Here is a 20100-nt window from a genome sequence, read left to right as displayed (position 1 = left end):
AGCGCCCGCACCGCACGCCCATCCCGCCGCGCGCGGCCCTGCCACCCCCGGCCGGCCCGCGCTGCCGCGCCGCACGAACCCGCGCGCCCCTCCTGGTCGCCGCCCGATCCGCGCGGCCGTCGACCGCCGTCCGCGCCTTCACCGCGGTCGGAAGCCGCCCGGTGAGGTGACGGCCGGCACCCGCCGGCTCCTGATGGACCTCGAGGCAGAACCGTTCGTCGGCTGCGTGTACGTGCACCTCGATCCGGCGAACCGGCGTGCCCTGATCGCCCGGGCCGGCCACCCGCACCCGCTGCTGCGCGGGCCGGGCGGCTCCGTGAGCGTGCTCGACGTGCCCGGCGGGGCGCTGCTCGGCGTCGACGCCTCCGCCCGCTGCCCGGCCGGCGAGGTGCCGCTGCCGCACGGCTCCGTCGGCGGCGCCGTGCTCACGGCGCCGGCGCCGGGGAGGACGCCGTCCCGGCGGGAGGGACGACGAGGTCCGGCAGCGACGGCGGGACGGGCTCCTCCTCCCGGGGCGCGGGTCCCGAGGTCGGGGGCGGGCTTTCGGGGGCGGGCTCCCGCGTGCCGGCGGGCGGCGGGGCGGGCGGCTCCTCGGACACGGGGCCGGTCGGCGGCCCGGTCGGCGGCTCACCGCCGGTGGTGCCCTCCGCGGGACGGCCGGGCGAGGTCTCCTCCCCCGGGCTGCGCTGCCCGGGCGTGGCGCTGCCGTCGGTGGCCGGGCCCGGCGGTGACGTGGTGCCCGGCGCGGGGCTCTCGCGCTCCGGGCGCCCGGAGGTCTCCTCGTCGGACGGGGCGGCGGTCGCCTCCTCGGGCGGGACGAGGACCGGGGTGGAGGGGTCCCGCGGTGGTGCCGCCGGTTTGTCCTTCTCACCGTCGTCGCCCTGCTCGCGGGCGAAGTAGTCCCGTTCCCGCGGGTCGTACACGACGAAGGCCTCGACGGGCCGCGGCGCCGGGGTGACGGCCACGGTCTCGGCCGGGTTGTAGCCGGGCCAGGCGTCGCCCTTCCGCTCCGCGGGACCCCGGACGAAGACCGGCGGCAGCAGGGGGTTCCCGCAGGCGCAGCGCACCCGCGGCACGCCTCGGTCGTCGACGAGCACGGCCGTCCCGGTCTGCAGCACGGCCTGGTAGGGGCGGGCCGCGCCGTCGGTGAAACCGTGGTTCGTGACCCGTGTGTCCATCCGCAGGGTGACGGGCGTCAGGGATCGGAGGTACGCGGGGACGGCGGCCGGCGCGAGCCCGAGGGCCGAGGCGAAGGCCCGGTTCCGGTCCGGCTCGTCGGCGAGGAACCGGATCTGCTGCTCCGTGTCGCAGCTGGCCGTCCTCTCCGTGCCGCCGTAGAGGCCGGGCGTCGCGCCGTCGACGCCCCGGGTGACGTTGGTGCCGCCGACGGGGGACGGACTCGCCGTCGACGCGGGCAGTTTGGCGCGCGGCTGCGGCGTCTCGGCGACCTTCGCCGTCGACCGGGTGAAGGGGTCGGGGCCGGTCGCGGACGCGGCCTGGAGGTAGACGTCGGTGCCGGTGTCGCCCGTACCGCCGAAGCGGGTGAGCACGACGACCAGCGCGGCGGCCGCGACGACGACCGCGGTGATCGCGGCGATCCTGGGGACGGAGCGCCACCAGGGGCCCGTACCTCCCGGGCCGGCACCCGCCGGGCCGGCCGGTCCGCCGCCCCCGCCACCGGGGGGCGCGGGCGGGGGCGGCGCGGGTGGTGTCGCCTCCCCGCCGGAGAGCGGGCCGGAAGGAGGTCCTGCGGGTGGCCCCGACGGCGGTTGCACGCTCACGCGCCCTACTTCCCGGGCCGGGACGTCCGTTCCCGGAGGTCCCGGCTTCACCGGCTGCGCCGGAGATCGAGGGTGCTGTTCCACCAATTGTGTGCCCGGCGGCGCAGGGACACGCAAGCCGAACCGGTCGGACCAGCCGGGCGCGCGGCGGAGGTGCCCGCTGCTTACGGTGGCTCCGTGAGCCAGCAGCCCTCCACCTCCCGGCGCGGCGGCGCGCACGGCCTGCGCGACTGGCGCGACGCGCTGGTGGCGGTCGTGGCGGGCTTCGCCGCGATGCTCGTCGTGGCCGCCGCGGGCCTGTGGGCGGCAGGGGCGACGGGCCTGCCGGACGGCGCGTTCCCGCAGGTGGTGGCCGCGGTCGTGGTCCTGGCGGCCGGCGGTGAGGTGGCCATCGCCGGGGACGCCGGGTTCGTGGCCCGGACGCAGGCCGAGCTCACGGTGATGCCTCTGTCGGTGAGCCTCGTGGGCGCCCTGGTGACGGCGTCGGCGTTCCTGCGGCCGCTGCGGCACCGTGCCGTGGCGGGGACCCGCGAGCTCCTCGGCCGGTTCGCGCGGCTGGCGGTCCTGTGGCTGGCGGCTCTCGCCGGCCTCACCGCCCTGGCGCGGAAGACGTTCCGCGTCCCGCTCGGCGAGGACTCCCCGCTGGCCGACATCGGCGAGTTCCTGGACGCCGCCCCCCGGGTCGGCTTCCGCGCGGAGACGTGGCCCACGCTGCTGTACGGACTGCTGTGGCTGATCGGTGTGACCGCCCTGGCCCTCGTCGTGTCCCGCAGGGCTCCGCTGCCCCCGCGGCTGGTGGGGTTCCAGGAGGCGGTGCGTCCGGCCGCGTACGCCATGCTGTGGCTGCTGCTGGCGTACGTCGTGATCGGGCTGTGCGCCGGCGTCGTGGTCGCGGTGACCCAGGGCCACCCTGGCCGTACGTTCGCGGTCGTCCTGCTCGGACTGCCCAACCTCGCCTGGCCGGCGCTCACCCTGGGCCTCGGCGCGACCTGGGACGGCAAGGTCGAGGGACCGTTCGGGCTGCCGATGCCGCAGGTGCTGGACGCCGTGCTGCGCGGGGAGGACCGCTCCGCGCTGAACGTGGCCACGCTGGCCCAGCAGGACGGGCGGGCCTGGTGGCTGGTGGTGGTCGCCGCGGTGCTGGTGCCCGCGGCGGCCTTCCTCATGGCGGCGCGCTCCCCGGCCCGGGTGAGGCCCTGGCAGCACGCCGTGCGCATGGGGGTGGCCCTGGCCCTCACGGTGCTCCTCGTGTGCCTCACCGGCCGGATCGCGGCGCGCATCGGGCTCTCGCTGCTCGGCGTCGGCGACCTCGCGGAGCTCGGCGGGGAGGTGTCGCTGCAGCCCAGACTGTGGGCGGCGGTGGGCATCGGCCTCGGCTGGGGCCTCGTCGCCGGACTGCTCGGCTCCCTGCTGGCGGCTCCGGTACGGCGCCGGGGCGAGGTGGGGGACTGACCCGTCGCGGCCGGACGGAGCGGGCCGGCTGCGGGCCACGAGCGGACGGCCGGTGTACGGGCCGTGGACGTGCGGTCCGGCGGACGGGCCACGGACGTACGGCCGGGCCGGCAGTCGGCACGTGGGCCGCAGGCGCACGCACGGGGACTGCCCGCGGGCGGCACGGAGGACGGCACGGCGGGCCGGCGGACGGCACGGCGGACGGTACGGGCCGGCGGACCGCAGGTTGCCCGTCGGGCGTGGACCGGCCGGCGGCCGTACGGGGGCGGCCGGGCGTGGTCGTCCCGCGCTGCCGGCCGGGACAGCCCCGTGCCGGGCGGAGGCTCCGGCGACCGTACGGCCGTCCCGGCAGGCGGCCGTGGGCCGACACGGCGGCGGGCGCGGACGTCAGCCGGTCGTGCCCCGCCCGCGGCCCGTCTCGGTGATCTGCGTCGGCGGCGCCGGGGCCGCCGTCCGGCCCGGTGCGGTGGTGCGCCGGGGCGGCTGCGACGGGGAGTCGCGCGGCGCCTGCGGGGCCGCGGTGACGGCGAAGGGGGCGAGCTGGGCGCCGTCGCAGTACACCCACCGCTCGTGCTCCGCGTCGTACAGCCAGAGCGTCTCCCCGTCCACGACCATTCCCAGCCGCATGCCCCGGGTGCGCCGGCGGAACGTCTCGCGGTCGGACCGGCCGTCGGCGAGTTCGTCCGCGGCCCGCCGGTACTGGGAGAGCACCTCCTCCGCCCGGGCGAGCAGCGGCTGCGGATCGGACGCCCGGTCCAGCGGCTGCCCGGCCGACGGCGGCGCCTGCGGCACCGCGACGAGCAGCCGCCCGTCCACCCACGCCGACCATCCGTTGGCGCACATCACGCGCCCCCAGTCGCCGCGCCGGTCGACGAGTTCGACCGGCAGGAACGGGTCGAGGGGCGCGCTGGGGCTGCTGACGTCCGGGGCCTGCCACGTGGGCAGGCCGTCACCGGGGACGACGTGTGTCGGGCTGAAGCCCGGGACGGCGGCGGGTTCGGTCATCGGCACCCCGTCACTTCCGCATGACCGCGGGTTCGTGCCGCCGCAGCAGCAGCGCGACGACGAACCAGAGCGCCACGCTGAGCAGCACCATCGCGCCCATGTTCGTCAGCCACACCGCGGCGGTGTGGTCGAAGAGCGGATCGGCGGTGTCCTTGCCGGGCACGATCCGGGCGAGGTCGATCGTGCTCGCCATCGCGGCGAAGGCCCATCGTGCGGGCACCAGCCAGCCCAGCTGCTCCATGCCCAGCACGCCGTCGAGCTTCAGCAGGGCGCCGCAGAAGACGATCTGGACCATGGTGAGGAGCACCAGCAGCGGCATGGTGACCTCCTCCTTGGGCACCAGCGCGGAGATCACGAGGCCGAGCATCATCGAGGTGAACGACAGCAGCGCGACGGCCAGGGTGATCTCGAGCAGTGGGGGCAGGAGCACGCCCTTGCCGCCGGGGGCGTTCAGATCGACGCCGGCGAGGCCGACGAGGGTGAGGACGACCGCCTGGACGACCGTGATCGAGCCGAGCACCACGACCTTGGAGGTCAGATAGGCGGATCTGGACAGGCCGACCGCCCGTTCCCGCCGGTAGATCACCCGCTCCTTGACCAGCTCGCGCACGGCGTTCGCCGCGCCGGTCAGCACGCCGCCGACGCAGAGCACGAGCAGGGCGTCCATGGTGGTGTCCAGGGTGAGCTTGCTGCCGGCCAGGGCCCGGGCCATGACGCCCATGCCGAACGGCAGCGCGATCATGATCACGATGAAGGTGCGGTCGGCGCTGAGCACGGACACATAGCGCCGGACGAGGGTCCTCAACTGCCCGAACCAGCTCTGCGACTTGGGCGGTGGCGCCGCCGCCACCGGCGTGCGGTCCGGAGCGGCCCGTGGCTGGGGACTGAGCGCGATGTACTGGCGGTGCTGGGGCGACGCCCGGTACTCCCCCGCCCAGTCGCGGTCGTGGTCGTTCTCGAACGCCTCGAACGCCTCCGGCCACTGGTCGAAACCGAAGAACTCCAGGGCGTCCTCGGGCGCGCCGAAGTAGGCGATCCGGCCTCCCGGCGCCATGACCAGCAGTCGGTCGCACACATCGAGGTTGAGCACGCTGTGCGTGACCACGATGACCGTGCGGCCGTCGTCGGCGAGTCCGCGAAGCATGTGCATCACCGAGCGGTCCATGCCCGGGTCGAGTCCCGAGGTGGGCTCGTCGAGGAACAGCAGGGAGGGCTTCGTCAGCAGCTCCAGCGCGACGCTGACCCGCTTGCGCTGCCCCCCGGAGAGACTGTGGATGGGCTGGTCGGCGCGCTGTTCCAGGCCGAGTTCGCGGATGACCTCCTCGACCCTCGCGTCGCGCTCCGCGGGTGCCGTGTCCTCGGGGAAGCGCAGCTCGGCGGCGTAGCCGAGGGCCCGGCGCACGGTGAGCTGGACGTGCAGGATGTCGTCCTGCGGTACGAGCCCGATGCGGCGGCGCAGTTCGGCGTAGTCGCGGTACAGGTCGCGACCGTCGTAGACGACCGTGCCGTGTTCGGCGGGGCGGAGCCCGGTGAGCGCGTTGAGGAGGGTGGACTTGCCGGCGCCGCTGGGTCCCACGACGGCGAGCAGGCACTTCTCCCCCACCGGGAACGACACGTGGTCGAGGAGGACCTTGCGGCCCTCGTCCACCGTGACGGCGAGGTCCTGGACGTCGAGCGAGATCTCGCCGGAGTCCACGAACTCCTGCAGCTCGTCCCCGACGAGGCGGAACGTGGAGTGACCGATGCCGACGGTGTCCCCGGCCGAGATCCCGGCCTGGGTCACGGGCTGGCCGTTGAGGTAGGTGCCGTTGTGGCTGCCGAGGTCGACGATCTCGTAGCGGCCGTCCAGATGGGCGCGGAGCTCGGCGTGCCGGCGCGAGACGATGAGGTCGTCGATGACGATGTCGTTGTCGGCTGCGCGGCCGATGCGGACCGTTCGGGTGGGCAGCGGGCGGACGGTCGTGGGCTGCCGGAACGTGCTCGTGGCGGCGGCCCCCGCGGTGGCGGGCGGCGTACCGGCCGCCGGCGGGACGTCCGGTTCACGCCGGGACCCGGGGGTGCGGCCACCAGTCGGTGAAGGGGTCCCGGGCTCGCGGGGCTCGGGTGCGGGGGTGACGGGCGCGGGCCGTTCCGGGCGCGGAGTGCGGGCCGGGGGCCGCGCCGGCGCCTCGGGTTCGGCGGCAGCCGTGCCCACGAGGACGGCGCGCGGGCCGTCCTGCGGATTGCCGAACCGGATGACGCTGCCCGGCCCCACGCCCCACTCGTGGACGCGGCGGCCGTCGGCGTACGTGCCGTTGGTGCTGTCCTCGTCCTCGACCGTCCAGTGGTCCGCGACGGTCCGCAGGACGGCATGGTGCCAGGACACCCGGGCGTCGTCGAGGACGATGTCGCTCAGGGGGTCCCGCCCGACGTGGTACACCCGGCCCGGGCTCATGAGCGTCGAGCCCCCGTCGGTTTCGATGACCAGCTCGGGCGCGGTCGGCGCTGCGGGCCGCTCAGCCATGCGACGATTTTAACTTTTGCCCCTTCTGTCCGCCCGGTCACCCGTGGGCCGACGGACCCCGACGGGAGCGGCTGCGGCCGGGTCGTACCCGTGACACGGGCGGGGCGTGCGCCGGGACGACGCGGTCGGGCCCCGTCTCAGGCGACGGATCCGACGGTCCGGCCCGGTGCCGGTATGCGCGGGACGTCGTGGTGGATCGGCGTGCGGGCGCCCGCCAGCGGGACACCGCTGCCGCCGCGGCGGCCGGCGACGATCTCCGCCGCGATGGACACCGCCGTCTCCTCGGGCGTACGGGCCCCGAGGTCGAGGCCGATCGGTGAGCGCAGCCGGGCGAGTTCGCGTTCGCCCAGGCCCGCCTCGCGCAGCCGCGCGTTGCGGTCCTCGTGGGTGCGGCGCGAACCCATCGCCCCGACGTAGGCGACGGGCAGCCGCAGGGCCCGCTCGAGCAGGGGTACGTCGAACTTGGCGTCATGGGTGAGGACGCAGAGCACCGTACGGCCGTCGACCTCGGTCGACTCCAGGTAGCGGTGCGGCCATTCGACGACGACCTCGTCCGCCTCGGGGAAGCGGGCCTTCGTCGCGAACACCGGCCGGGCGTCGCACACGGTCACCCGATAGCCGAGGAACGTGCCGACCCGCACCAGGGCGGAGGCGAAGTCGACGGCCCCGAAGACGATCATCCGCGGGGCGGGGACGCTGGACTCGACGAGCAGGGTGAGCGGGCGGCCGCAGCGCGAGCCGTCCTCGCCGATGCCCGCGGTGCCGGTGCGCCCGGCGTCCAGCAGGGCAAAGGCCTCGCCGGCGGCGGTCCGGTCGAGTTCCGGGTGGCCGCCGAGGGTGCCCTCGTACGAGCCGTCGGGGCGGACGAGCAGCGCGCGGCCCATCAGCTCGTCGGGCCCGTCGGTGATCCGCGCGACCGCCGCCGCCTCCCCGCGTGCGGCCGCGCTCAGCGCCGCCGCGAGGACGGCCCTGGCGGGAGACTCCGCGCGGACCGGGGTGACGAGGATGTCGATGATCCCGCCGCAGGTCAGCCCCACGGCGAAGGCGTCGTCGTCGCTGTAGCCGAAGCGCTCGAGGACGGTCCGGCCGTCCTCGAGCGCCTGCAGGCACAGGTCGTAGACGGCGCCCTCCACGCATCCCCCGGAGACCGACCCGATCGCCGTGCCGTCGCCGGCGACGGCGAGCGCGGCACCGGGCTGGCGGGGCGCGCTGCCGCCGACGGCCACGACGGTGGCGACGGCGAAGTCACGCCCCTGCCCGACCCACCGGTCCAGCTCGTCGGCGATGTCCAGCATGTTCGGTCTCCTCGGAATCGTGGTTGCGTGGAGGGCGCGGCCGGCGTCAGTGGACTCCCAGCCAGCCTTCGATCGGGTTCAGGGCGAAGAACACGAGGAAGATCGCGGTCAGGCCCCACATGAAGCCGCCCACCTCCCGGGCCTTGCCCTGGGCGACCTTGATGGCGACGTACGAGATGACACCCGCGGCGACACCCGGGGTGATGCTGTAGGTGAACGGCATCAGCACGACGGTGAGGAACACCGGGATCGCGACGGAACGGTCGCCCCAGTCCACGTGCTTGGCGTTCTGCATCATCATCGCGCCGATGACGACCAGGGCCGCGGAGGCGACCTGGGGCGGCACGATCGCGGTGAGCGGGGTGAAGAAGAGGCAGGCGGCGAAGAACAGTCCGGTGACGACCGAGGCGAGACCGGTCCGCGCGCCCTCGCCGACCCCGGTGGCGGACTCGACGAACACGGTCTGGCCGGAGCCGCCCGAGATGCCGCCGATCGCGCCGCCGGCGCCGTCGATGAACAGCGCCTTCGACAGGCCCGGCATCCGGCCGCGCTCGTCGGCCAGCTTGGCCTCCGTGCCGACGCCGATGATCGTGGCCATGGCGTCGAAGAAGCCGGCGAGCACCAGGGTGAAGACGATGAAACCGACGGTGATCGCCCCGACCTCGCCCCAGCCGCCGAACTCGACGTGTCCGAACAGCGAGAAGTCGGGCATGGAGACGGCTCCGCCGGCGAGCTCCGGCGGGGACATGTTCCAGGCCTTGGCGTCGAGACCGGCGATGTTGTGGACGGCGACCGCGACGACGGTCCCGACGACGATGCCGACCAGGATGGCCCCGGGTATCGCACGGGCCTGCAGCATGAAGATCAGCAGCAGGGTGAAGCAGAAGATCAGCACCGGCCAGCCGGCGAGCTCGCCGCCGACGCCGAGTGTGACGGGCGGCCCGAACTCCGCGCCCTTGCCGACGAACCCGGCCTTGACCAGGCCGATCAGCGCGATGAACAGGCCGATGCCCATCGTGATGCCGTGCTTGAGCGCGAGCGGGATCGAGTTCATGATCAGCTCGCGCAGCCCGGTCACCACCAGCAGGCAGATCACCACGCCGTACATCACGCACATGGCCATCGCCTGCGGCCAGGTCATCTGGGGGACGACCTGGGACGCGAGGACGCCGGAGACGCTCAGGCCGGCCGCGAGGGCGAGCGGGACCTTGCCGAGGAAGCCCATCAGCAGGGTGGTCGCCGCGGCCGCGAAGGCAGTCGCAGTGATGAGTCCCGGTTGGCTGAGGACGTTTCCGGCGACGTCCTTGCCGTTGAGGACGAGGGGGTTGAGCAGGAGGATGTACGCCATCGCCATGAAGGTGGTGATGCCGCCGCGCACCTCGCGCGCGACCGTCGATCCTCGTTCGGAGATGTGAAAGTACCGGTCGAGCCAGGACCGTCCGGCGGGGACGCGCGAGCCGGGGCCGGCGTCCTCCGCGGTGGTCCTCGGCTCCACTGACGACTGGGTCATGGTTGCCTACTCCCAAGGTTCACAGGGGCACCCGCATGACGCCTGAAGCCTGGCTCAAGCTGCGGGATTTGGGATCTTGCGTTGGCTGCACGACCCGGGGGACGGCCCGAGACGAACGGTCTGCTGGAGGACCCGGCGGGGTCCGGTCCGCAGTTCTTCGGGTGTTGCTGGTGCCGGGCACACGGGCGGTGCCGGGCGGCCCGGGGACGGGTCCCCGGAAGTCCGTTCCCCCTCGGAGGGGGGGTGGCCAGGGAGGGGTCCCGGGCCGGTGGCCGGGGGCCGGGGGAAGGTGGTCCCCCGGCCCCCGCGGCTCAGGTGCCGGTCAGGTGCTCCGGGCGTACCGGCGTCCTGTTGAGCTCCAGTCCCGTCGCGTCGCGGATCGCCGCGAGGACGGCCGGCGTGGAGGACAGGGTCGGGGCCTCGCCGATGCCGCGGAGCCCGTACGGGGCGTGCTCGTCGGCGAGTTCGAGCACGTCGACGGGGATCGTCGGGGTGTCGAGGATGGTGGGGATCAGGTAGTCCGTGAAGGAGGGGTTGCGCACCTTCGCGGTCTTCGGGTCGACGATGATCTCCTCCATGACGGCCACTCCCAGACCCTGGGTGGTGCCGCCCTGGATCTGCCCGAGGACGGACAGCGGGTTCAGCGCCTTGCCGACGTCCTGCGCGCAGGCCAGCTCGACCACCTTCACCAGGCCCAGCTCCGTGTCCACCTCGACGACCGCGCGATGCGCCGCGAACGAGTACTGGACATGGCCGTTGCCCTGGCCGGTGCGCAGGTCGAAGGCCTCGGTCGGTCGGTGCCGCCACTCGGCCTCCACCTCGACGGCCTCGTCCTCCAGCACGTCCACCAGGTCGGCGAGGACCTCGCCGCCGTCGGTGACGACCTTGCCGCCCTCGAGGACGAGCTCGGCGGTGGCCCAGGCCGGGTGGTAGGAGCCGAACTTGCGGCGGCCGATCTCCAGGACCTTCTCCCGGACCAGTTCGCAGGAGTTCTTCACCGCACCGCCCGTGACGTACGTCTGGCGGGAGGCGGAGGTGGAACCTGCGGAGCCGACCTGGGTGTCGGCCGGGTGGATGGTCACCTGGGTGACGCCCAGTTCGGTACGGGCGATCTGGGCGTGGACGGTGACGCCGCCCTGCCCGACCTCCGCCATCGCGGTGTGGACGGTGGCGACCGGTTCGCCGCCGACGACCTCCATGCGCACCCTGGCCGTCGAGTAGTCGTCGAAGCCCTCGGAGAAGCCGACGTTCTTGATGCCGACCGCGTAGCCGACACCGCGGACGACGCCCTCGCCATGGGTGGTGTTGGACAGTCCGCCGGGCAGGGCCCGGACATCGGCCTCGCCGCCCGCGACCTCCCACTGGCGCTCCGGGGGCAGCGGGCGGGCCTTGACCCGGCGCAGCAGCTCCGCGACCGGCGCCGGCGAGTCGACCGGCTGCCCCGTGGGCATGATCGTGCCCTGTTCCATGGCGTTGAGCTGCCGGAACTCGACCGGGTCCATGCCCAGTGCCGCGGCGAGCTTGTCCATCTGGGCCTCGTAGGCGAAGCACGCCTGCACCGCGCCGAAGCCGCGCATCGCGCCGCAGGGCGGGTTGTTGGTGTAGAGCGCGATGGCCTCGATGTCGACGTCGTCGACGACGTAGGGGCCGACCGACAGCGAGGAGGCGTTGCCGACGACCGCCGGGGACGCCGAGGCGTACGCGCCGCCGTCGAGGACGATCCGGCACTTCAGATGCGTGAGCTTGCCGTCCCTGGTGGCGCCGTGCTCGTAGTACAGCTTCGCCGGGTGGCGGTGCACATGGCCGAAGAAGGACTCGAACCGGTTGTAGACGATCTTGACGGGCTTGCCGGTGCGCAGCGCCAGCAGACAGGCGTGGATCTGCATCGACAGGTCCTCGCGGCCGCCGAAGGCCCCGCCGACTCCGGAGAGCGTCATCCGTACCTTCTCCTCGGGCAGGCCGAGGACCGGGGCGATCTGGCGGAGGTCGGAGTGCAGCCACTGGGTGGCGACGTACAGGTCGACGCCGCCGTCCTCGGCGGGTACGGCGAGACCGGACTCCGGGCCGAGGAACGCCTGGTCCTGCATGCCGAAGACGTACTCGCCCTCGACGACCACGTCGGCGCGCTTGCGGGCCTCCGCCACGTCGCCGCGGACGATGGGCTGGCGGTGCACGATGTTCGGGTGCGGGACGTGGCCGATGTGGTGGTCGTCGCGGCCCTCGTGGACGAGGACCGCGCCGGGGGCCGTCGCCGACGCCTCGTCGGTGATCAGCGGCAGCTCTGCGTAGTCGATCCTGATCTTGGCGGCGGCGCGGCGGGCGGTCTCCGGGTGGTCGGCGGCGACGAGGGCCACCGGTTCGCCGTGGTGGCGGACCTTCCCGTGCGCGAGGACCGGCGTGTCCTGGATCTCCAGGCCGTAGTTCTTCGTCTCGGCGGGCAGGTCGTCGTAGGTGAGGACCGCGTGGACCCCGGGCATGGCCAGGGCCTCGGAGATGTCGATCGACCGGATCTCGGCGTGCGCGACGGTGGAGCGCAGCGTCTGGCCCCACAGCATGTCCTCGTGCCACATGTCCGAGGAGTACGCGAACTCGCCGGTGACCTTGAGGGTGCCGTCGGGGCGGAGCGTGGACTCGCCGATGCCGCCCTTGGTCTGCGAACCCTGGGTGACCTTGGTGGGGGTGCCGGCCGGCGTGGTGGTGACTCGGGGGTCGAGCGCCATGGTGTCAGACCGCCTCTCCCTGGCGGGCGGCCGCGAGGCGGACCGCGTCGAGGATGGTCTCGTAGCCGGTGCACCGGCACAGGTTGCCGGAGAGCGCCTCGCGGATGTCCGCGTCGGACGGGGAGGCGTTGTGCTCCAGCAGTTCGTCGGCGGCGACCAGCAGACCCGGGGTGCAGAAACCGCACTGCACGGCGCCGGCGTCGATGAACGCCTGCTGGATCGGCGAGAGTTCGGTCCCCTCACCGGTCTGCGAGTCGGTTCCCCTGGCCGTCCACGCCTGGGCCTCCTGCAGCGAGGTGCCGCCGCGGGCGCCGGTCGCGCAGGCACCGCCGTGCGCGGAGTGCTCGGCGCGCTGTCTGGCGAAGTCAGCCAGGCCCTCGACGGTGACGACCTCGCGGCCCTCGACCTGCCCGGCCGCGACCAGGCACGAACACACCGGCACCCCGTCGAGGCGGACCGTGCAGGAACCGCACTCGCCCTGCTCGCAGGCGTTCTTGGAGCCGGGCAGGCCCAGGCGCTCACGGAGCACGTACAGGAGGCTCTCGCCCTCCCACACGTCGTCGGCTTCCTGCTGACGGCCGTTGACCGTGAAATTCACGCGCATGGTTATGCAGCTCCTTCAAGCGTGCGGCCGCTTCCGCGGTACTGCTCCCAGGTCCAGCCGAGCGTGCGCCGGGCCATGATGCCGACCGCGTGCCGGCGGTACCTGGCGGTGCCGCGGACGTCGTCGATCGGGTTGCAGGCGCCGGAGGCGAGTTCCGCGAACTGCTTGGCGACCGAGGGAGTGATGATCTTGCCGCTGTCCCAGAAGCCGCCCTCCTCGAGCGCGGCGTTGAGGAACTCCTCGGCGGCCCCGGCGCGCACCGGGGTGGGCGCGGCGGAGCCGATGCCGGTGCGCACGGTGCGGGTCCCGGGGTGCAGCGCGATGCCGAAGGCGCACACGGCGATGACCATGGCGTTGCGGGTGCCGACCTTCGAGTACTGCTGGGGCCCGTCCGCCTTCTTGATGTGGACGGCCCTGATGAGCTCGTCCGGGGCGAGCGCGTTGCGCTTCACCCCGGTGTAGAACGCGTCGATCGGGATGAAGCGGGTTCCCCGTACCGACTCCGCCTCGACCTCGGCGCCGGCGGCGAGCAGGGCCGGGTGGGCGTCACCGGCGGGGGACGCGGTGCCGAGGTTGCCGCCGACGCCGCCGCGGTTGCGGATCTGCGGCGAGGCGACGGTGTGGGAGGCGAGCGCCAGGCCGGGCAGCTCGGTCCGGAGGTTCTCCATGATCCGCGTGTACGGAACGGAGGCGCCCAGCCGGACGTTCTCCTCGCCGACTTCCCACTCGCTCAGCTCGGTGATGCGGTTCAGATCCAGGAGGTACTCGGGCCGGCGGTGGTCGAAGTTGATCTCGACCATGACGTCGGTGCCACCCGCGATGGGCACAGCAGTGGGGTGCTCGGCCTTCGCGGCGAGCGCCTCCTCCCAGCTGGCGGGGCGAAGGAAGTCCATGAGTGGCTCTCTTCTACGTGATTCGGTCGTTCACTGGGGCCCGGGGACGGCCGGCCCTGGCGGGATGTTCATGTCCTGTTAACGCGGTGTGGCCCAGTACACAAGGACCGCCTCGCCGGGTGCAGTCACCGAAAACATGAAGGAGTTGGCTGGTCGCCACCCTCGTCTTGTAGATTCGAACGAAAGACGGAGGTCGGTAACGTCTCCGTTTTCCTCCCGAAACCATCGGCACACCCCTCAGCACAGTCCAACGGCACGACACGACAGATCGGCGGCGACGAGATGCGGCTGCGCGCACTGCTGGAGACCGATGCGCTGGGACTGCGGCTGCTCGGCGGCGACGACGAGCTGGACCGCACCGTCCGCGGCGTGATGACGACCGACCTTCGCGACCCGAGCCGCTACCTCTCGGGCGGTGAACTCGTGCTCACCGGGCTCGCCTGGCGGCGCAGCGCCGATGATTCCGAGCCTTTTGTACGCATTCTCGCAAGCGCGGGGGTCGTCGGGCTGGCCGCGGGCGAGGCGGAGCTCGGGGACATCCCCGACGATCTCGTCCTGGCCTGCGAACGGCACAGACTGCCGCTCTTCGCCGTCAACGAGGACGTCGCATTCGCGACGATCACCGAGCATGTGGTGCGCCAGGTCTCCGGCGAGCGGGCCGGTGACCTGGCCGCCGTGGTCGACCGCCACCGCCGGCTGATGACCTCGGGTCCGGCTGGCGGCGGCCCCGAGGTCGTCCTCGACCTCCTCGGCTCCGACCTGGACCTTCGCGCCTGGGTCCTCTCCCCCACCGGCCGCCGGATCGCGGGGGCGGGCGAACCGCTGCCGCCCGGGACAGGCGCCGGACTGGCCGCCGAGCATCTGGCCGCGACCCGCACGGGACGGCGCGGCCCGCACCGCGCCACCCTCGATGGAATCACCTATTCGCTGTTCCCGATCCGGAACACGGGCCGGGGTGCCGTGCCGGCCGCCCGGGACGTCCGGGAGACCGTGCTGTCGGACTGGCTGCTGGCCGTGGAGGCGGACGCGTCCGACTGGCCGGCCGCCCGGCTCGACCTGCTGCAGGGCGTCACCCAGCTGATCGCCGTCGAACGGGACCGGAGGGAGGCGGCCCGCACCGTTCGGCGCCGGCTGGCGCAGGAGGTCCTGGAACTCGTCCAGACGGGTGCCCCGCCCGCCGAGATCGCCGCCCGCCTTCGCGTCGCCGCCCCCGTCCTGCTGCCGGGCCTCGGCACGGCGCCCCACTGGCAGGTCGTCGTGGCCAGGGTCGAGTGGGACGAGGAGGGCGGTTCCCCCGTCGAGGCCGGGGCGGCGGCCCAGTCGCTCCTGGAGGAGATCCTCGTGGACCCGGCCGCCCCGGGCTCCGAGATCGCGGACCGCATCGCCGTCGCGCACACAGGCGAGGAGGCCGTCGCGCTCGTCCCGCTGCCCGCGGTGCCCCCCGCGGCGGCCGAGCCCGCCGAGGGACAGACCGACGAGCAGGACCCGGACCAGGACGGGACCGGGCTGCACGCGGACGCCCTGCTCGCGTCGGTCCGCGAACCGCTCTCCGCCGGGCTCGCCGACGACGGCCGCCTCACCCTCGGCGTCAGCGCCGCCGTCCACTCCGCGGAAGGACTGCGCGGCGCCCTCGAGGAGGCCCGGCACGCCCGCCGCGTCGCCGCCGCCCGCCCGGGGCCGGTGTGCGCGGCCGGCCACCACGAACTGGCGTCGCACGTCCTGCTGCTGCCGTTCGTCCCCGACGACGTCCGCCGGGCGTTCACGGCCCGGCTCCTCGACCCGCTGCGCGACTACGACCGCCGCCACCGCGCCGAACTGATCCCGACCCTCGAGGCGTTCCTGGACTGCGACGGCTCGTGGACGCGCTGCGCCGGCCGGCTCCATCTGCACGTGAACACGCTGCGGTACCGGGTGGGACGGATCGAGCAGCTGACGGGCCGGGACCTGTCGCGCCTGGAGGACAAGCTCGACTTCTTCCTGGCCCTGCGGATGAGCTGAGCCGCAGGCCGCCCCCGCCTCGGACGGTGCCGGCCGAGGCCCGCCGGCACCCGTCCGGCGCGGGACGGTGGCCGCCGTCCCAGGCCGTACGAGACCGTTGACGGGGGCGGCCGCTCCACACTGTTCGAGGCCGTTCCCCGCTGTCCGGAGGGTCCGCCGGAGGCCGCGTCCGGCGCGGGCCCCGGAGGCGCCGGCCTGCGGCCGCAGCGGACGACCAGCGAGTCGGGGGCGGAACGGCTACGCCGCCCGCGTTCGGTGATGACCCGTCAAGCGACGTACACGCGTTCACCCGCATGTCTGCGAAGCGCCCGCAGCGCCCGGATCGCACCGGAATTGCACGGCCTTCGTGGATCGAACACCCGGTGATTGTGAATTGATTCACCAGACCCCTTGGCCACGTAGCCCGATCCGTGCTCTGATTCCGTCTGACTCAACAGCACAATGGCGCGCTTGGGGAGGGCAATGTGGCGTATACCGCCATGTCTGGTTCCGGAACCACAGCAAGTGACGATCCACTCCAGACCGCGGTATGGCGGCTGCGCTCGCGCGGCTGTTGGACGGACGCGGCAGCCCTCCTCGCTCCCCACGCGGCGTCCGCCGCCCTGACCCTGCAACGCGCGTCCCTCCTCGTCGAACGCTGCCTGTTCACCGGCGTCGGCTGGGCCGACGCGGAGGACGCGCTGCGTACGGCGGAGGCCGCCGCGCGCGACGACGACGAGCGAGGCGCCGCCGCCTGCGAGCGCGGTCAACTCGCCTACGCCTCCACGGTGCTGGGCGTACGCGACCGGGCCGACGAGGCCCGAGCCGCCCTCGGCCGGGCGGCGGCACTGCTCGCCCCGGACGCGGTGGGCCGTCCGCTCCTCGACTTCCGCCGGGGCCTGGTCGCCGAACACCTCGCGGACTCCGCGCAGGCCGCCCGCGCGGCCTACCACCGCGCCCACACCGGCGCCCTCGCCCACGGCGACACGCTGCTGCTGTCGTTCACCTGGCGCCATCTCGCCGCGCTCGCCCTGCGCGACGGCGAACTCGCCGAGGCCCGGCAGGGGTTCACCGAATCCCTGCGCATCCGCGAGGAGTTGGGCTATCTGGTGGGCACGGCCCCGGCGCTGGCGGCCCTCGCGGACACCGAGCCGGAACCGGAGGCATCCCGTCTGCGCACCGAGGCCACCCGGCTCTTCCGTCTGCTCGGCGGGGTCCCGACCTGGCTCGCGGACCAACTGGCCCCACCGGCCCCGGCGGCCTGACGGGGACGAGCGCCGACCCGGCAGTGTGACGGGGACGAGCCCTGCCCAGGCGGCGTGACAGGAACGAGCACCGCGGACGAGCCCTGCCCCGGCGGCGTGATGTGCCGGGCGTACCGGAGCTCCGCACCGTGAACACCGGCGCAGCGACCGTCAGGGCAGCGCGCGGGCCGTGACCCGGAACAGCGTGTCGTCCGTGCCGACGACGACCGACCGCTCCCCCGTCACCGCCACCGCCCGGACCGGCGGGCCCGGCCGCAGCGGCAGGGCCTCGTCCGTACCGAGGCGGCGGAGTTCGACGAGTCCGTCGGCCCAGGCGACGGCCAGCGTCCGGCCGTGGGCCGCGAGGGCGGTGACCGCGCAACCCCGTTCCGCGAGCGGGGTGTCGTCCGTGCTGCGACCGGGCGTCCAGGTGCGGACCGTGCCGTCGGAGCCCCCGCTGCAGACCACCGCTGCCGGGCCGTCCGCCACCGCCACGGCGGTGACCCGGCCGCGGTGCGCGGCGGCCTGGTGCATGCCGCCGTGACCGAACGCGTGCAGCGATCCGTGGCGGTCGCCGACCAGGACGAGCCTGCTCGTGGCGGCCAGCGCCGTGCCGGGGTGTGCGTCCAGCGTGGCGGCCACCGCGTCCGTCAGAGGGGTGTCGCCGTGGGTGCGGAGGCGGCCCCGTTCGTCCAGCATCAGCAGGGCACCGTCGGGCATGGGGGCGAGAGCCGTGATCCGGACGGGCAGGGTGGCCGTGCCCGGTGCGGGTGCGGCGTCGGCCGGGTGCACGGAACGTATCGCTCCGCGCTGGTCGGCGACGAGCAGATGCCCCGACCAGCGGCCCGTGCCCTGGGCGAGTGCCGCCACCGGACCGGGCCAGGGCGGGGAGACATCGCCCCGCACCCGGGTCCAGTCGGACCGCCACGGGGCCGTGGCGGCAAGGGCGTTCAGGGCGGGGCGGAGCCGTGGGTCGGCGTCGTCACCGAGCGCGGTGAGCAGGACGAGTGCCCGCTGGGCCGGTGGCTGTTCCCGGATGAGGGACTGTCCGGCGCGGAACCAGGCGGCTCGCAGTCCGCCGTGCTCGTCCGGGCGGGTCTCCGGGCCCGCTTCCGGGCCGTGGTCTCCGCGCGCGCCTCCGTGCGGACCGTCGCCTCCGCCGGCGCGTCCCTCCGGGCCGTCGCCTTCGTACCGACCGTGCGGGCCGTGCGGGCCGTGCGGGCCGTGCTCGAACGCGGCCGTCACGCTCGACGGGTCCGCGGTGCAGACCGCGGCGGGGTCGCCGAGGTCGGACGCTCCGAACGGGGCATCCCGGACCAGGCCGTCGTCCGTGACCGCGCCGGTCGCCCCGCCGGACGGAAGGGGCGGGGACTTCGGTACCACCACGCCGGTGGCGGCACCCTCGCGGCCGCTCCCCCGTTCCCGCCCGGGTGCGGTCACGAGCCGGATGTGGCCGAGGTCCCGCAGCGCACGGACGAGTTCGGCCGCCTCGTCCACCTCGGCCGGCTCCCCGGCCGCGGGTGACTGCGGTACGACGACCACGCCCGTGACTCCGAGGCCCGTGAGTGCGCCGACCAGTTCGCCGGGGCTCCGGGCCACGACGCCGAGCTGGTTGGCGAGGGTCCAGACAGTGCCGCGCACGCTCTGGGCCGTGAGGGGGACGACCGGGTCGGCCACCGGTCGCGCCTAGCGGTCCGCGCCGTTGAAGTGCTCCCGTACGAGGGAGGTCACCACTGCCAGATCCTGCGCCATGAGCGCCTCCAGCAGGGCCGCGTGCTCGGCGGCGTCGGCCACGAGGTCCGCCCGGCGGGGCGCGGGGGCGCTCACCAGGGGCCACTGCGCGCGTCGGTGGAGGTGGTCCGCGACGGCCACCAGCTGGTCGTTGCCGGCGAGCGACAGAACGGCGCGGTGGAAGGCGCGGTCGGACTCCGCGTAGCCGGCCCGGTCCCCGGTCGCGGCGGCGGCCGCGGTCGCCTCGGCGAGCGGGACGAGTTCGGCCCAGCGGGCGGCAGGAACGGTACGGGCGAGCCGCAGCATCACCGGTACCTCGATGAGAGCGCGGACCTCGGCGAGCTCCGCCAGTTCCCGGGCCGTGCGCACGACGACGCGGAAGCCGCGGTTCGGAATCGTCTCCACCGCGCCTTCGAGGCCCAGTTGCTGCATCGCCTCGCGCACGGGGGTGGCGGAGACGCCGAACCGCTCGCCCAGCGCGGGCGCCGAGTAGACCTCCCCGGGGCGCAGCTCACCGCTGACGAGGGCCGCTCGGAGCGCGTCCAGGATCTGGCCGCGCACGGAGTGGCGCCGGACGACGGTGCCGGGAGCCGGGGGCTCGCTGTGGGTGTGCTCACCGCGGACCTGTGCGCCGGACGGCGGCTCGACCCCCTCGTCGTACCGGCGCGGGGCGGGTGCGACGCCGGTGCCGGACGGCTCACGGCCGACTCCCGCGCCCGCGCCGCTCGCCCGTCCGCCGGGAGACGATCGGGTACTCGGGTCCCGCTCCTCGCGGGGCTGCCCGGGAATCCGGGCCGGCCCTTCCCCGGGGAGCGGCGCCGGTCCGGGACGGGCCCCCGGGTCGGGACGGTGCTCCGGCGCGGACCGCTCCGCACCGGCCTCGGCCGGAGCCGGGCGATGCGAGGGCAACGGACCGTCGGCCGGTCGGCAGGGCGTGGCGGGGCCGCGGGACGCGGCCGGGCCGTGCGACGAGGACGGTTCGCGGGACGCCGCCGGGCCGTGTGCCGAACCGTGCGACGGAGACGGGCCGTGCGACGCCGGTCCCCGCGCCGACGCGTGGGAGGCGACCGGCCCGTACGACTCCGACGGCCCGTGGGACACGACCGGCCCCTCCGACGTTTCGCGGGGCGGCGCCGGGTCGTCTGCCGGACCGTGGGACGCGACCGGACCGTACGGACGGGACGGGTGGGACGGCGCCGGGCCCCGGGCCGGACCGTGTGCCGGGTTTTGGGCCGGGACCGGGCCCTGGCCGGGGCCGGGAGCGTGCTCCCCTCGGGTCTGTCCGGGAACGCGGACGGACGCGGACGGCGGTGCCGCGGCGTCGCCGCGCGCTCTGCCCTGCTCCACTCGGGTCCTCCTCCGACCGCGTTCCGGACCCGGCTCGC

13 protein-coding genes and 1 pseudogene are annotated in these 20100 nt (G+C 74.6%); 4 read left to right on the top strand and 10 right to left on the bottom strand.

Annotated elements, in window-relative coordinates; all coding sequences use genetic code 11:
• Positions 1 to 193: 193 nt before the first annotated feature.
• Positions 194 to 352 (top strand): annotated as a pseudogene (locus tag QRN89_RS27405) (SpoIIE family protein phosphatase); the annotation flags it as partial.
• A 73-nt stretch (positions 353 to 425) separates the two neighbouring features.
• Here the strand turns inward: QRN89_RS27405 and QRN89_RS27400 are convergent.
• On the bottom strand, positions 426 to 1781 hold the full coding sequence (locus tag QRN89_RS27400) for a DUF6777 domain-containing protein (protein WP_290352055.1): 1356 nt from the start codon (positions 1779 to 1781) through the stop codon (positions 426 to 428).
• A gap of 177 nt (positions 1782 to 1958) precedes the next feature.
• Here QRN89_RS27400 and QRN89_RS27395 point away from each other — a divergent pair, with 177 nt between their 5' ends.
• On the top strand, positions 1959 to 3233 hold the full coding sequence (locus tag QRN89_RS27395) for a streptophobe family protein (RefSeq protein ID WP_390701117.1): 1275 nt from the start codon (positions 1959 to 1961) through the stop codon (positions 3231 to 3233).
• A gap of 387 nt (positions 3234 to 3620) precedes the next feature.
• Here the strand turns inward: QRN89_RS27395 and QRN89_RS27390 are convergent, their stop codons facing one another.
• The 7 genes from QRN89_RS27390 to QRN89_RS27360 all read right to left on the bottom strand — a co-directional run bounded on the left by QRN89_RS27390 (position 3621) and on the right by QRN89_RS27360 (position 13763).
• The gene (locus tag QRN89_RS27390) at positions 3621 to 4238 is read right to left on the bottom strand and encodes an SH3 domain-containing protein (protein ID WP_290352054.1); all 618 of its coding nucleotides are present in this window, start codon (positions 4236 to 4238) and stop codon (positions 3621 to 3623) included.
• A 10-nt stretch (positions 4239 to 4248) separates the two neighbouring features.
• Positions 4249 to 6741: an FHA domain-containing protein gene (locus QRN89_RS27385; protein ID WP_290352053.1), complete on the bottom strand. Its 2493-nt coding sequence runs from the start codon at positions 6739 to 6741 to the stop codon at positions 4249 to 4251.
• A gap of 137 nt (positions 6742 to 6878) precedes the next feature.
• A complete protein-coding gene (locus QRN89_RS27380; RefSeq protein WP_290352052.1) occupies positions 6879 to 8036 on the bottom strand; it encodes an XdhC family protein in 1158 nt (385 codons plus the stop codon).
• A 46-nt stretch (positions 8037 to 8082) separates the two neighbouring features.
• A complete protein-coding gene (locus tag QRN89_RS27375; RefSeq protein ID WP_290352051.1) occupies positions 8083 to 9546 on the bottom strand; it encodes an NCS2 family permease in 1464 nt (487 codons plus the stop codon).
• A gap of 311 nt (positions 9547 to 9857) precedes the next feature.
• Entirely contained in the window at positions 9858 to 12266 is a 2409-nt protein-coding gene (locus QRN89_RS27370) for a xanthine dehydrogenase family protein molybdopterin-binding subunit (protein ID WP_290352049.1), read from the bottom strand.
• 4 nt (positions 12267 to 12270) lie between these two features.
• Positions 12271 to 12870: a (2Fe-2S)-binding protein gene (locus QRN89_RS27365; RefSeq protein ID WP_290352048.1), complete on the bottom strand. Its 600-nt coding sequence runs from the start codon at positions 12868 to 12870 to the stop codon at positions 12271 to 12273.
• Between the two features lie 2 nt (positions 12871 to 12872).
• Positions 12873 to 13763, bottom strand: a complete 891-nt coding sequence (locus tag QRN89_RS27360; RefSeq protein WP_290352047.1) for an FAD binding domain-containing protein — start codon at positions 13761 to 13763, stop codon at positions 12873 to 12875.
• A gap of 282 nt (positions 13764 to 14045) precedes the next feature.
• Here QRN89_RS27360 and QRN89_RS27355 point away from each other — a divergent pair, with 282 nt between their 5' ends.
• Both QRN89_RS27355 and QRN89_RS27350 read left to right on the top strand, forming a co-directional pair.
• A complete protein-coding gene (locus tag QRN89_RS27355; RefSeq protein ID WP_290352046.1) occupies positions 14046 to 15761 on the top strand; it encodes a PucR family transcriptional regulator in 1716 nt (571 codons plus the stop codon).
• A 479-nt stretch (positions 15762 to 16240) separates the two neighbouring features.
• A complete protein-coding gene (locus QRN89_RS27350; protein WP_290352045.1) occupies positions 16241 to 17005 on the top strand; it encodes a hypothetical protein in 765 nt (254 codons plus the stop codon).
• 150 nt (positions 17006 to 17155) lie between these two features.
• On the opposite strand, the gene QRN89_RS27345 is transcribed toward QRN89_RS27350, so the two are convergent.
• Both QRN89_RS27345 and QRN89_RS27340 read right to left on the bottom strand, forming a co-directional pair.
• Complete coding sequence (locus tag QRN89_RS27345) at positions 17156 to 18661, bottom strand: WD40 repeat domain-containing protein (protein WP_290352044.1); 1506 nt, start codon at positions 18659 to 18661, stop codon at positions 17156 to 17158.
• A gap of 9 nt (positions 18662 to 18670) precedes the next feature.
• Positions 18671 to 19504, bottom strand: a complete 834-nt coding sequence (locus tag QRN89_RS27340; protein WP_399009629.1) for a GntR family transcriptional regulator — start codon at positions 19502 to 19504, stop codon at positions 18671 to 18673.
• Positions 19505 to 20100: the final 596 nt, after the last annotated feature.

The sequence above is a fragment of the Streptomyces sp. HUAS CB01 genome, assembly GCF_030406905.1.
Classification (GTDB): domain Bacteria; phylum Actinomycetota; class Actinomycetes; order Streptomycetales; family Streptomycetaceae; genus Streptomyces; species Streptomyces chengbuensis.
This window is presented reverse-complemented; position numbering and strand designations above follow the sequence as displayed.